The organism is Pseudomonas sp. HY13-MNA-CIBAN-0226, assembly GCF_040310305.1.
Lineage (GTDB): Bacteria > Pseudomonadota > Gammaproteobacteria > Pseudomonadales > Pseudomonadaceae > Aquipseudomonas > Aquipseudomonas gregormendelii.
Map to the genome: position 1 here is coordinate 196,612 of NZ_JBEOPS010000002.1, position 13,582 is coordinate 210,193.

Here is a 13,582-nt window from a genome sequence, read left to right on the forward strand (position 1 = left end):
ATTCCTTAGAGAGAGATTATACTGAACCATAGATAATGGTATAAATTATCATATTGCGATAATTCTCGGTACGAATCTTGCGTTTAGGATGCGTCCTTGTTATTGCCTAGCCGCACATCGTTATTTTGTTATTAGCGCTTTAGGATCCTGCAGAATCCCCATGATAGAAAAATCCGATTCAAGCCTTTCCCGCATGCTTAGCGTACTGGATCTGTTCACTGACAATCAGCTGAGTTGGTCTGCTGACGCCATCTCAGACGCATTGCAGGTGTCATTACCAACCGGCTACCGCTACGTGAGAATGCTCACCGAAGCAGGCCTGCTGCAACGCTCTGCCGACTCGATGTACACCCTGGGGCCGAGAGTCATGGTCCTGGACCATTACATACGTAAGGCCGATCCTGTGTTGCAGCATGCCTTGCCGCTTATGCAGGAGTTGGTGGCGCAGACCGGCTTCAACTGTATCGTCTCGGGACTTTTTGGTAGCCAGATCCTTGACACACACCATGAACTGAGCTCCACGCCGACTAATCTTAGTTATGGCCGGGGACGGATCCGGCCACTGTTTAAAGGCGCGGCGCCGAAGATCATTCTGGCAAGCTTCACCACATCACAGTTGCACAAAGTCTTTGATTCCAACCAGAAGGAGATATCAGAGGCTGATTTGCCGACGGGATGGGCGACTTTTAGAAAGTATTACAGCGATATTCGCAAAGCTGGCTTCTATCTCTCCGTCGGGGAAGTGGATGAAGATGTGGCAGCCGTATCGGTGGCGCTCCAGCCACTTCAGGGGCCGGTTCAGGGAGCGCTAAGTTTAGTTAGCTCGGTTGATCGTATGAATCTGGTTAACCAGACGAAATTGATTCAGCTCTTGCAGCGGACTGCCCAGGAAATAATGACCCGAGTGTCACCTGCAAATTGATCTTTGAGGGCCTATTTACACAGGTCACAAGATGGCTGACTCGATGGGTTCCCACGGATGACTGCTTTTGACCCAGAGTGTGTGAAAACGCGCGGATGCGCTGTTGGCGCGCAGCGCTGACGGTTGTTAGCTGAGTAATTGCTCACAACAAGGCCTGCGGATCATCACGAGGGTCTGGGAGCCACCAGCGCCGCTTCTACTTTGCCGGGTGGCCAAACTACAGATCTCTTCAGGCCGACATCGCCATCATTAACAAACCGCTGGTGCCGAGAATTTTCATGACCCGCTTCAAGTTGTAGGCGAGGACGTTCAAACTCATCTCCGCACTTACTCCGTTTAGCTTTCGTATCAGGAAGTGCGTCGCGCCCATCCATTGTTTGAGTGTACCGAAGGGATGCTCGACCGTCCGCTTGCGGACTCGCATCATGTCCGGCGCGTTGCTCAGTCTGTTCTGCATATTCTCCAGTATGGCGTCATGCTCCCAGCGTCGAACCCGCCGTTCCCGTTTGAATCGGGTCAAACTTTGCTTGATCGGAGTTCTACCTATGGACAGATACACCCCCCTTTCCGGACTCGACGAGATTCCGGCCGCACTGCTCATCGACACACAAGCCCCACTCGACGTCCTCCTGGCCATGGCCGATTACCGCATCCGCACGGTCACGCAGGTGCTGGAAAACATCGCCTTCCGCGCCGAAATTGGTTGCGACACTGTCGTGCTGGCGGACTTTTCCAAACTGCTGGCCATTCCGCTGCGTGATGGTTGTGACCTGCTGGAAGTGGTTGGTAAACGGTTACGGGCGCAGGCGTCGGCGTCGGCGTAAATCAAACGGGCACCTTGAAGGTACCCGTTTTTTTGTGGGCTTTGACGCCGAACGTTAATCCGCTTTCACGTCCAGGACGCATTCCATCGCACCGCTCTGCAGCGGGCGCTGTTTTCTCAGGACAACTTCAAGCGCGCGGCCTGTAATCAAGCGGGCGGGAGATAACCTGTGAGCAAAACAGCCCTTCTGGAAACTTGCGAGAGGGGAGGGGGCGTTTAGCTCGAAGACCGGATCCAACCGTGGGCTCTCGGGCGCAAGAACTGGCTTTTCACCGGGTAGCTAACGGCTGATTTTCGTCTGTCGGAACAGGCTGGGATCGACCCAGAGTTTGAAAAAACGCTTCGCCAAAATTGAAGTGTCCGCGTCTACGTTGTATCTGAAATTTATCGGCACGTCTGCAGATGTGGATTTCGCCTAGAAACGCGATGTCCAGTCCGGTTTGAGCACCTGACGCGCTCAAAAACGTTTTTACACAGCCTCGACCCATAGCGGTCAGTCGATACTTTGTCTTTTCTGCGTTTCTCAAGTACAGCATTGCCGCGGAAAAAGTACGTAAACCAGCCGCAATCGAAATGAGTTACAGATCTCTCTACGGAAGCACTCGCGGCTTCTTGAGGCTATCCAGCGCATCTAACCCTCGATCTTACTGGACTTGTTGGTAAGCGCTGCATCAGCACATCTTTGAGAAAGGCGCGCCGAAATCAGCATGCGTTTGGGCAAGTCATTTATCGAGGCGCGGTGTGCCGTAAGCACAATTACGCTCAGCGCATCACATTTTTTCTGGCTATCCTTGCGATGCGACAACTGGAGCATTTTTGAATACGAGGTGTCGGCGCTGATTGAAAACTGACCCACCCTGCCGATCAGAAGCTCGTCACAAGCTCAAAAAAGCCTTTTTTCACACCACGAATCGGTTAACCAACTGATTCAAATTAACTGCCAGTTTTGACATTTCACCGCACGCACTAGCTGTCTGGCTTGCTCCGGCAGCACTCTGTGTTGCCAGCTCGCGAATACTGACCAGATTACGGTCAACCTCCCGCGCAACATGCGACTGCTCTTCAGATGCAGTAGCGATCATGAGATTTCGCTCATTGATCTGAACAATGGCCGTTGATATTTGATCCAGCGAGGTACTGGCCTCCTGGGCGACACCAAGTGATTCGGTCGCAAGGTCTCTGCTCGTATTCATCGCCTTCACGGCCAGATCAGAATCGTTCTGGATGGCAGCGATCATCTGCTCGATTTCTTGAGTCGAGACCTGAGTGCGATGGGCCAAAGCTCTTACTTCGTCAGCAACTACCGCAAACCCACGGCCTTGCTCGCCTGCGCGTGCGGCCTCGATAGCAGCGTTTAAAGCCAACAGGTTGGTTTGCTCTGCAATCGCCCGAATCACATCGACAACTTTAGTGATGCTTTGGGCACGATCCGACAACCCTTGAATCTGTTCGCTCGTGTTTTCAACGTTACCGCTCAGCTTTTGAATTGACTTCAATGTCTGAGCCACTCGCGCCAAACCTATCTCGGCATAGCCCTGGGTACGCGTTGATTCTTCAGAAGCTGACTGCGCGTTACGAGCGACCTCATCAACGGCCGCGCTCATTTCAGTGACCGCGGTGGCAGCTTGATTGACCTCGTCATTTTGTGCGACAAGACCCCGACTAGACTCCTCGGTGACCGCTGTCATCTCTTCTGACGTAGACGCCAGTTGGGTAGACGAATCGGATATTTGCATAATCGTAGTGCGCAGGTTTGCCTGCATTTGTGCGAGTGCTTTCAACAGTCGCCCAGCTTCATCAGTCCCACTGACCAATATTTCCTTGGAGAGGTCACTGGCTGCGATACGCTCCGCAACCGACAAGGCATCGTTGATAGGAGACGTAATACTTTTCGTCAGCAGCGATGCCAGCCCAACCGTCAGGACGACAACGCCAGAAATTAGGCCGACAACCAGCCAAAATCCATTGTTATAGAGATCGGTTGCGTTTTGCCCAGCCTGCGCTGCGCCTTCGTTGTTAAAATTGATCAAGTCTTTGATCTGCCCCTCCATCTTATTTGTCAGAGGGCGGATGCTGGTAGTCACTAGGCTAGACGCAGCAGCTATGTCACCCTGCCTCATCAGCGGTTCGAGACGCTCCAACTGTTTGGAGTACTCATCGACGCTGGTTTTCACCAATGTGAATAACGTGGCCTCCTTCTCGTTCGATACGAGGGAGGCGTAATTAGCCACCACATCGGTGAGCGCCTTGCGGTACGCAGGGAAGCTATCAATCGTCTTTTGAATGGATTGGGGTTCAGCAAGGCCTCGCTGTGTTTCTAGCCTCAAGCGAAGGACTGTAGCGTTCATCAGTGCCGCTTGTTGGATGCTAGCCATCCAGTTGAGTTCGACGTCTTTCTCGGCGTCCCTCAGCTCCCGCATCTGCATCACTGCGAATGTGCCAAGCGCAAAGACCAAAGCGATAATTAACGTGAAAAATAGGGCCGCGCGTTGAGCCACATTGAGGTTTCTAAAGAGCATACGAAATTCCAGTGTTAGAACGTGGTTGATTTTTTAACAGGCCATCGACTCGAAGGTTATGGTGCTGCGCAGATCACCCTTAACGATGGCTTCATTAACCCGATATATGTCGGTCAACGGGGTGACGATATTTTTGATAAACAGCAAAGCGAGTACAAAAGTCCCCAGTGTGGCTGCCAATTATGATAATAATTACAGACATCAGGCAGCTTTGATTGGTGTTCTAGAATAGCTTGCCCGCATTACCACCCTCGCCGATTTTTTTTGGACAAGCCTATCTACCGCATCTGAGAGAAGCCCGCTTATAGGCTTGATGTCTGAATTTGCATAATCCTGTGCATCCCTCTGTGCATAATGGTTGTCGAGTGCTGTGAGTTGATCAAGCGCTGCAAATAATTTGCACCATTACTTGAAATGACCGTGAACAATCAAGCCGCTATCCCGCTCACTACAAAGGATGCGTGGGCTTTGGCTTTGAGTGTGCTGGATTGCTTGCGAGTCGGCCTGATATATCAGTCGCCGCTTTTCCAATCGTAGCCGCATTAATCACGTATGCAACGAGAATGCTTTACAATTGGTCGTTTTCCAACTCCCTGGAGGTCTCTTGGATTTACCCCCTTTAACAGGGCTTACACCGCCCTGTGCAACCAATCACAGGGCCATTAGGGTACCGCTGAGTGTACTGCGCACCGATACCCTAAAATTTCTCATTCTCGCCGATGACAGAATTACCTTCCAATTCGTTATCGGCCAGTGCAAGCGAAGCATGAGCACTTTATCAGTGAAAACCTTAATTAATCTATGGGTGAGGTTTGAGGCGATACCTGAGTGCAATCCAAGCAATTCATGCGCCGGTCTGGGCGCCATTAGATTAATTTGGAATATAAACCAGTCTCGACTGCATGAAATAGCCGCTCAATAACGCTAGAATCAGTTCCCAGTCAGATTTAAGCAATCAGCTTCCTTGTCTTGTCGAGGTTATGTGGATCCAGAGGCAGCTTTTTCGAAGAAATATGTTGTTGGTATGGAAGAACGTAGAAGGCTACTAACCTAAGAATTCTGATGAGCCGCTGTTGCATTTTTATTTTTTACAGAGAAATACATGTAAATGGATTAGTTTATGGTTAGTTGAATACAAGTCATTCCGACAATCCAAAACAAACGAAATTAGTTGGTCGTCGCAACATTCCGATTTGCTTCTGACTCAGAGTGTGAAAAAACGCTTCGCCAAAATTGAAGTGTCCGCGGCTACGTTAAATCTGAAATTCATCGGCACGTCTGCAGATGTGGATTTCGCGTAGAAACGCGATTTCCAGTCTACACAGCCTCGGCCGATTGCTGCCTGTAGCGAAGCGCTCCAATCGTCACAAAAAAGACGGCCGGCCCTATCCGGAAATGCTCGATCTCGCTCCCTCAAACGCGTCCCATTTGATACGTGGCATGGTTCTCCGATGCCAAATTCGCCCGCCGCGAAAGCAATTTTTCTCAATGCATTATTCAGGGTTCCCGATTCAGCGAGTCGAAACCGGGCAGCGCTTGTCGATCCGATACCAACGTTACGCAGTGTGGGTTACCAATCCTGATGAACACACTGTGTGCCCATTCTCCGTCGATTTGCTTTAAGTGCTTCAGACCTTATCCATTGCTTGAGCGGCCAGGTGTTCAGAAGTCTGGTGCTCCAACACCTAAACCATGGTTCAGTCTCCCTGGACATTCATCAGGCTCTGGGTTCGCCCTCGCTTTTCGCCATTGGCTCGTCTACTGACCATCCGGAATACCTCGCTGACCGAAACGTTTAATGAGGCGCAGGCGGTGGTTTTGCGTAAAAGGGCCTGGTTGAGGGGCCCTTGATTGGACCTGACCTTGCCCGCTGTTCCGATGAAGCTTATAGTCCGCACCGTCGCCCACAATGGCGACTCAGGTTTGGCGACCTGATCGATCGGGTCAACCTTTGCTTGATCGGAGTTTTACCTATGGACAGATACACCCCCCTTTCCGGACTCGACGAGATTCCGGCCGCACTGCTCATCGACACTCAAGCCCCACTCGACGCCCTCCTGGCCATGGCCGATTACCGAATCCGCACGGTCACGCAGGTGCTGGAAAACATCGCCTTCCGCGCCGAGATTGGTTGCGACACTGTCGTGCTGGCGGACTTTTCCAAACTGCTGGCCATTCCGCTGCGTGATGGTTGTGACCTGCTGGAAGTGATCGGTAAACGGTTACGGGCGCAGGCGCAGGCGTCGGCGTAAATCAAAACGGGCACCTTGAAGGTGCCCGTTTTTTGTGGACTTTGACGCCGAACGTTAATCCGCTTTCACGTCCAGGACGCATTCCATCGCACCGCTCTGCAGCGTGCGCTGTGTTCTGAGCACAACTTCAAGCGAGCGGCTTGTAATCAAGCGGGCGGGAGATGACCTGTGAACAAGGCAGTTTCCTCTCAACCCTACCTTACATTCCGACGAAGTGTGGAAAAACTAGCTAATGCATATCGAAGAGACGCCGATAGGCATCTGTGGTCTATCCTCTGGTTAAACGCAGTCTGCAGCTTTGGAGTATAAAATGTTTGGTTGGATCAGCAATATCCGTGTCAGCGCCAAACTCGGTCTTGGATTCGGCTTGGTATTAGGGCTGACTTTTCTCCTTGCACTAACCGGCTGGACAGCAATCAATATTCTTGCTGAGCGCAGCGTCAAAGTACAGGACATCGCTCGTGTCAGCGAGATGACCAAGGACCTGCGAATTCATCGCTTGCAGATGGAGCTCAACCCTAAGGGGGACGGTGCCCGGATGATCCTCCAGACCCTCGACGAACTGGCTGGGTATTTGAATACTGCTCGTGTCCAATTGACTGTGTCCAGCGATAAGGCGCTGATTGACCAGCAGATAGCTGCGGTCAAGGTGTACCGCGATGCCCTGAGCGACTTAAGCCAGGCGGGAGCCGATCTGACTCCGGTGTTCGCCCGAATGGGTGTGCAAGGAGATATCCTGCTCAGTAACACCCAGCAGTTGGTAGCGTCGCAATCCGCCAAGCGCGATGCCGATTCGTCTTTTGCTAAAAACTTGCTTGCTATCATCGCTGCGCTGGCATTGCTGCTCGGTGCCGTCGCGGCCTGGATCATTACCCGGCAAATCGTTACACCGTTGCAGCATATCCTCAAGAACGTCGATCGTATTGCCTCCGGCGATTTGAGTCAGCATCAGGAGGTCAATCGCCGCGATGAGGTAGGGCAATTGCAGAGAAGCCTACAACAGATGACCATCGGCCTGCGCGAACTGATTGGCGGTATCGGCGCTAGCGTCATCCAGATTTCTAGCGCTGCCGAAGAGTTGTCAGCCGTCACCGAGCAGACCAGTGCTGGTGTGAACAGCCAGAGAGTCGAAACCGATCAAGTTGCTACTGCCATGAACGAAATGACCTCCACCGTGCAAGAGGTAGCGCGTAATGCTGAAGAAGCCTCTGATGCCGCGGCCGCCGCAGATCAGCAGGCTCGCGAAGGTGACAAAGTTGTTGGCGAGGCCGTGGCTCAAATCGAACGCCTGGCTTTCGAAGTCGGTAACTCCACCGTAGCTATGAGTAATCTCAGAGAGGAAAGCAACAAAATCGGCGGTGTGCTCGATGTTATTAAGGCGGTAGCACAACAAACCAACCTACTCGCTCTCAATGCCGCCATTGAGGCCGCGCGAGCTGGTGAAGCTGGAAGAGGTTTTGCGGTAGTTGCCGATGAAGTTCGTAGCCTGGCGAAGCGTACCCAGCAATCCACCGAAGAAATTGAAAAGCTAATCTCCAGCTTGCAAAGCGGCACTCGAGAGGTATCCGCCGTTATGGAGAGCAGTCGTATATTGACTGACAGCAGTGTTGAATTAACTCGTCGTGCCGGAACCTCTTTGGCAAATATCACCCGCACGGTGTCTACGATCCAGTTGATGAATCAGCAGATAGCCTCAGCCGCTGAACAGCAGAGCGCAGTGGCTGAAGAGATCAACCGGAGCGTGCTCAACGTGCGTGATATCTCTGAACAAACTGCTGGCGCTAGTGATGAGACAGCTGCCTCAAGTATAGAGTTGGCACGCTTAGGTCATGAACTTGACGGTTTGGTTAAGCGCTTTCGACTATAGGGCTGGCCTAAAGCGCTCCCCAGTCTGAAAGCCGACATAGTGATAGATTGAAAATGTGGACACCAGGGTGGATACCTGATCGTCGCAGAATATTTAACAGATGCTACCTACTCAGCCTCAAAGGCGACTTTCATCCCCAAGGCGACAGCTGCTTTGTGGGCCTTGCCTCGATTTCCTTTTTTTGCGCCGGACAACCTGATAGGTGGTGAATTGGTCGAGCTCATGCTGGCGAGCCCTCATCAACCAACTGAGTGAGCATGGGCTGGATTGCATCAGCGCTCATGTCCAAGCGGTCGCACAAGGCGCTGTTGAGGTACTTAAACTTACCGATGGATGAGCGTGCGCAGAGATTTTTTGCATAAATTCCAGTAGCCAAGCGCCCCATAGGTGCTTGGACGCAGGCGTTCAGCGGGTGGGTTGAGTGATCAGCGTCCAACATCACAGCACGATTTTGCGCGGTGAGTCCAAACTTCATCCAGGTCAGCACATCCATCATCAGCTCTTGAGTGGAGTGCAGTGAAAAGGCCGGTAATAAGACATTTCCTCGTTTGGTTAAAAGCGTCTGCCCAATCACTTCGCCAACCCACGCGGTGGATGGTTGTACGCTCAGTGATGAGCGACAGCAACGCAGAGCATTGAAATACCAACTGAATATAGGTTCCCAACATGCTGAAATGTATAAGCACCACCGAGCTCTGCCTGGGCATGCATATCAGCGAATTATGTGGCTCCTGGATGGACTACCCCTTCTGGAGAAATCGATTCACCCTGACTAAGGAACACGATCTGGAGCAGATCCTGCACTCGTCCATCACCCAGGTCTGGATCGACACGGACAAGGGGCTCGATGTACTTGAGGGGCGTGCGAGCCTGTCGGTCGAAGAGGTCGAACGGACAGTCGAAGTTCGTCTGCTGGCTATTGGCGAAAAGCAGTCGTTAGCTCATGCCAGCATGAAAGAGGAGGTCGCTGCGGCATTCAGGATCTGTGCTCGCTCCAAGTCGGCGGTGGAGCAGATGTTCAATCATGCACGCATGGGGGCGGTGATCGAACTGGAGCAGATCGTCACTCTGGTTGACGATATCTCCAATTCGATCCTGCGCCATCCCAATGCCTTGATCAGCCTGGCACGCCTGAAGAATGCCGACGAATATACCTACATGCATTCGGTGGCCGTGTGTGCGCTGATGATTGCTCTGGCGCGTCAGCTGGGGCTGGACGAGGCGCAGGTGCACGAAGCCGGTATCGCCGGGCTGCTGCATGACATCGGCAAGGTGACCATCTCCGACACTATTCTCAACAAGCCGGGGAAACTCACCGATAGCGAATACGCAACGGTCTGCCATCACCCGCAGGCCGGTGCGGCGATCCTGGTATCCTGCCGGCATGTCAGCGCCCTCGCGGTGGATGTGTGCCTGCATCACCACGAAAAAGTCGACGGCAGCGGTTACCCCTTTGGTCTCAATGGTGAACAGATCAGCCTGTTTGCCCGCATGGCGGCAGTCTGCGATGTCTACGATGCGATTACTTCGGACCGAGCTTACAAAAAGGGCTGGGGGCCGGCGGAGTCGATCCAGAAAATGGCCCAGTGGCACGGTCATTTCGATAAAAAAGTATTCGACGCGTTTGTCAGGACCGTCGGAATTTATCCGGTGGGGTCTCTGGTGCGACTGCAAAGCGGGGGGCTGGCGGTGGTGATCGAACAACATGAAAAGTCGTTGTTGACGCCCAAAGTGAAGGTGTTTTTTTTGGCCAAGGGGCGCACCTCCATTTTGCCTAGGGTGGTCAACCTGGCCAAGTTAGTGGGCGTGGACAAGATCGTCGCACGAGAGTCGGCCGAAGCCTGGGGATTTACCTGCCTCGATGAGTTATGGGCAGGCAGGCGCTAAAGTGGGCGTTTATCTGCTCCAGGGTTAGCGACCGCTTGGGTGCATCTTCCACGCGTTTTTTCACGACCACCGGAGTCTCTACGTAGCTAACAAGGAACCCAAACGCCCTCAGCGCAGCAAAGCCTGACGCATAGGCGTTCGTAGGGTCCGATGGCAATGTCCGTGGAACGTATTTTGAGCAGGCGCTGGTGCGTTTGCGCGGTGGTGCAAACATGGCTCACGCCAGTGATGCGCCGATCGCCGAGGCCGTGACTGCGCTTAAGTGACGGCACATTGAGCGACCGCTTTTGGCCGCTAGTCGTCATTCATCAAGGGTGACGAACAGCCCCCTCACATCATCGTCACACCACCGCAGCTGCAATCGATTTGGAACGCCAAGCAAACGCCAACACCATCAGCAGCCCCAGACCCGCCATTGCCGCTCCGGCCAGGGAAATCGCCGGATAACCCAGCCCGGCATTGATCACCGCGCCCCCGAGCGCCGCACCGATCGCGTTGCCGAAATTGAAGGCACCGATGTTCATCGCCGAGGCCAGGTTGGGCGCGTCCTTGGCAGCCTCCATGACGCGCATCTGCAGCGGCGGCACCAGGGCGAAGCTGGCGATACCCCATATCAGGATGGCAACGGCGGTCGGCAGCGGCCAACGCATCAGTACGGTGAACGCCAGCAAGACGAGAATCAGCACGCTCAGCGAAACGATCAGGGTGCGATCTATCGAGCGGTCAGCGGCCTTGCCGCCCCACATGTTGCCCAGCGTCAACCCTACACCGAATAGCACCAGCATGGCGGTGATGTAGGCGGTGGACGCATGGGTCTCGCTGCTGAGGATCGGCGCGATGTAGGTGAAGACGGTAAACATTGCACTCGAGCCGACTACGGTCAGGGCCAACGCCCCCAGCACCGGGCCACGGCCCAGTACCCGAATCTCGGCCAATACACTGACGCCTCGCGGCGCCTGCAGGTTGGGCAAGGCGAACCACAAGGCGGCCATGGCCACCACGCCGAGACCGGTAATACCCCAGAATGCGGTGCGCCAGCCGAACAGTTCGCCAAACCAGGCGGCCAGCGGCACACCGCCGATGGTCGCCAAGGTCAGGCCCATGAACATTGCCGCAACCGCCCCGGCACGTTTCTCCGGGGCGACTACGCTGGCGGCGACAATGGCACCAACGCCAAAGAACGCACCGTGGTTCAGTGAGGTCACCACTCTGGCGACCATGAGGCTGTAGTAATCGGTGGCCAGGGCTGACATCAGATTGCCCAGGGTGAAAATCGCCATGAGTCCGATCAGCAGATAGCGCCGGGGAATTCTGCCGGTGGTCAGGGTCATCAGCGGCGCTCCGAGCAATACACCCAAGGCGTAAGCACTGACCAACAGACCTGCGGCGGGAATGGAAACGCCGAGATCCGCAGCGATGCCCGGCAACATGCCCATGGGGGCGAACTCGGTAACGCCAATGCCAAAGGCACCAATGGCGAGTGCGACAAGTGGTGGATTGATACGCATGGAAGGCTCCTTATCTATGCCGCCAATGCTACGATCCAAGCTTTTAAGGCGCTAGACGTCATTTCTGGCAATAACCTTTGCTTAAGGAGCACAAATGGACTTCAGCGGCAGGTCAGGAGAAATGGACGTGTTCGCCACCGTGGCGCAGGAAGGCAGCCTATCGGCCGCCGCGCGGGCCTTGGGGCTCACACCTTCGGCAGTCAGTCGGATCATCGCGCGTACCGAGCAACGTCTTGGCACCCGCCTGCTGTTGCGCACCACCCGAGCGATCACCTTCACCGCCGAGGGCGAGGCTTTCCTGCGCGGCGCCCGACGTATCCTGGCCGACATGGCCGAGGTCGAAGAAGCCATCGCCGATCAGGGCGTACCCAGGGGGCGATTGCGGGTCAGTGCCGCCCTTGGCCATGGGAGGCTGGCCATCGTTCCCTTGGTGGCAGCATTCAGTGCCCGTTACCCGAACATCGTCGTCGACCTCACCCTCGGCGACGAAGTGGTCGACATTCTCGGCGGGCAGGCCGACGTCGCGGTGCGCTTTGGCCATCTGCCCGACAGCCCGCTGACCGCGCGCAGGATCGGCGACACCGGCCAGGTAGTGGTGGCATCGCCCGAGTATCTGCAGCGCCATGGCATCCCCCAGGAACCGGAAGACCTGCTACAGCACAACTGCCTGCGCTTCAACTTCCGGCGTGCCGAACCCAACTGGCCGTTCATCCGCGATGGGAAAGAGTTTTCCCTAAAAGTCAGCGGCAACATCGAATGCAGCAGTGGTGAAGCGTTGGCACAACTCGCGCGAGTAGGTGCCGGCATTGCGCGTATCGGCGAGTTCAGCGTAAGCGAGGATCTGCAGCACGGTGATCTGATACCGCTGCTGGAAGCCTGGAACCCCGGCGACCAGGAACCGATTCATGCGGTGTTCGTAGGTGGCTCGGCAATGCCGGCGCGGGTGCGGTTGTTCGTGGACTTCTTGCTGGAACATCACCGGATGTAAGCGGAGGGGTAAGCTGATATTTCCGGGTACTTGGATTACGGCGAATCGGATGTTGGAACAGATTGAGCCGCGGTAATTTGATGTCGGATCGAAAGATCGCAGCCTCGTTGCACTCGACAGCTCCTACAGGGGCTGGGTTGGACGCATTTGTCCGATCGCTCGCCAGCCCAGATATCAGCGATATATCTACGTCGGGTCTCACGCAGCTCAAGTATTGTAGCGTCCTGGCATGGCTCTCCCTGTTCAAGACCACCGCCGGGAAGTCCCAGTAATTACCGGGCTTCGCCGGGCGAAGGAGCTTTGCTTCGAAGCGCGATTTCACATCGACTTTTGTCACGGCAACCCTCCGTGTGAACCCTAGCCACCTTGCGGTACCACCCGCGCGTCATTACCCGACCCCTGGATGTACACCTTCATGCCTTTGCTCAAGGACGAATTGATCGGCTGAGTCACCGATACCAGCACGCCGCTTCTTACCCGCACGATGATCTGCTGCGCCTCTACCGGCTGATCGTATTTTTTCTTCTCGGCGTAATTACCGCCGACCGCACCGGCAAGCGCGCCGGCTACCATGGCGACATCGCGGCCGGTACCGCGACCGATCAGGCTGCCTATGCCCAGACCGCCAAGGCCGCCAAGTACGGCGCCGACACCGCTGTCGTGGTTGGTCTGCATCTGCGTCAAGGAAATCTGCTCGATGGTCCCCGAGCGAATCTCGACCTCACCGGCACCACCGTCGGTGGAGCTCACGGCGGAGCAGGCACTGATGAGCACTGCCATTAACGTCAGCGTCAGCCAGGAATGGATTGCTTTCAT

The 13,582-nt window shown here is 54.7% G+C and carries 10 protein-coding genes and 3 pseudogenes; 8 read left to right on the forward strand and 5 right to left on the reverse strand.

Going from position 1 to position 13,582, the window contains the following annotated elements:
- Window positions 1–160 precede the first annotated feature (160 nt).
- Window positions 161–922: an IclR family transcriptional regulator gene (locus AAEZ05_RS03080; protein WP_045059537.1), complete on the forward strand. Its 762-nt coding sequence runs from the start codon at window positions 161–163 to the stop codon at window positions 920–922.
- A 229-nt stretch (window positions 923–1,151) separates the two neighbouring features.
- On the opposite strand, the pseudogene AAEZ05_RS03085 reads toward AAEZ05_RS03080, so the two are convergent.
- Window positions 1,152–1,427 (reverse strand): annotated as a pseudogene (locus AAEZ05_RS03085) (transposase); the annotation flags it as partial.
- A 40-nt stretch (window positions 1,428–1,467) separates the two neighbouring features.
- Here AAEZ05_RS03085 and AAEZ05_RS03090 point away from each other — a divergent pair.
- On the forward strand, window positions 1,468–1,746 hold the full coding sequence (locus AAEZ05_RS03090) for a hypothetical protein (protein ID WP_045059538.1): 279 nt from the start codon (window positions 1,468–1,470) through the stop codon (window positions 1,744–1,746).
- An 898-nt stretch (window positions 1,747–2,644) separates the two neighbouring features.
- Here the strand turns inward: AAEZ05_RS03090 and AAEZ05_RS03095 are convergent.
- Complete coding sequence (locus AAEZ05_RS03095; protein WP_045059539.1) at window positions 2,645–4,264, reverse strand: methyl-accepting chemotaxis protein; 1,620 nt, start codon at window positions 4,262–4,264, stop codon at window positions 2,645–2,647.
- 1,706 nt (window positions 4,265–5,970) lie between these two features.
- On the opposite strand from AAEZ05_RS03095, the pseudogene AAEZ05_RS03100 reads away from it, so the two are divergent.
- From AAEZ05_RS03100 to AAEZ05_RS03110, 3 genes and pseudogenes are all read left to right on the forward strand, one after another.
- A pseudogene (locus AAEZ05_RS03100) lies at window positions 5,971–6,060 on the forward strand (transcriptional regulator); the annotation flags it as partial.
- Window positions 6,061–6,237: 177 nt separating this feature from the next.
- Window positions 6,238–6,516 carry a hypothetical protein gene (locus tag AAEZ05_RS03105; RefSeq protein WP_045059540.1) on the forward strand — a complete coding sequence of 93 codons (279 nt, stop codon included), beginning with the start codon at window positions 6,238–6,240 and terminating at the stop codon, window positions 6,514–6,516.
- A gap of 310 nt (window positions 6,517–6,826) precedes the next feature.
- The gene (locus AAEZ05_RS03110; RefSeq protein ID WP_045059541.1) at window positions 6,827–8,383 is read left to right on the forward strand and encodes a methyl-accepting chemotaxis protein; all 1,557 of its coding nucleotides are present in this window, start codon (window positions 6,827–6,829) and stop codon (window positions 8,381–8,383) included.
- A gap of 220 nt (window positions 8,384–8,603) precedes the next feature.
- Here AAEZ05_RS03110 and AAEZ05_RS03120 read toward each other — a convergent pair whose 3' ends face one another.
- A complete protein-coding gene (locus AAEZ05_RS03120; protein ID WP_152644266.1) occupies window positions 8,604–8,957 on the reverse strand; it encodes a hypothetical protein in 354 nt (117 codons plus the stop codon).
- Window positions 8,958–9,049: 92 nt separating this feature from the next.
- On the opposite strand from AAEZ05_RS03120, the gene AAEZ05_RS03125 reads away from it, so the two are divergent.
- On the forward strand, window positions 9,050–10,270 hold the full coding sequence (locus tag AAEZ05_RS03125) for a cyclic di-GMP phosphodiesterase (protein WP_045059543.1): 1,221 nt from the start codon (window positions 9,050–9,052) through the stop codon (window positions 10,268–10,270).
- 146 nt (window positions 10,271–10,416) lie between these two features.
- Window positions 10,417–10,536, forward strand: a pseudogene (locus AAEZ05_RS03130) (DUF2388 domain-containing protein); the annotation flags it as partial.
- Between the two features lie 75 nt (window positions 10,537–10,611).
- Here the strand turns inward: AAEZ05_RS03130 and AAEZ05_RS03135 are convergent.
- Window positions 10,612–11,778, reverse strand: coding sequence for an MFS transporter (locus tag AAEZ05_RS03135; RefSeq protein WP_350646598.1), 1,167 nt, complete (start codon window positions 11,776–11,778; stop codon window positions 10,612–10,614).
- Between the two features lie 94 nt (window positions 11,779–11,872).
- Between AAEZ05_RS03135 and AAEZ05_RS03140 the strand changes: the two genes are divergently transcribed.
- Window positions 11,873–12,766, forward strand: a complete 894-nt coding sequence (locus AAEZ05_RS03140) for a LysR family transcriptional regulator (protein ID WP_045059545.1) — start codon at window positions 11,873–11,875, stop codon at window positions 12,764–12,766.
- Window positions 12,767–13,123: 357 nt separating this feature from the next.
- On the opposite strand, the gene AAEZ05_RS03145 is transcribed toward AAEZ05_RS03140, so the two are convergent.
- Window positions 13,124–13,582 carry a glycine zipper 2TM domain-containing protein gene (locus AAEZ05_RS03145; protein WP_045059546.1) on the reverse strand — a complete coding sequence of 153 codons (459 nt, stop codon included), beginning with the start codon at window positions 13,580–13,582 and terminating at the stop codon, window positions 13,124–13,126.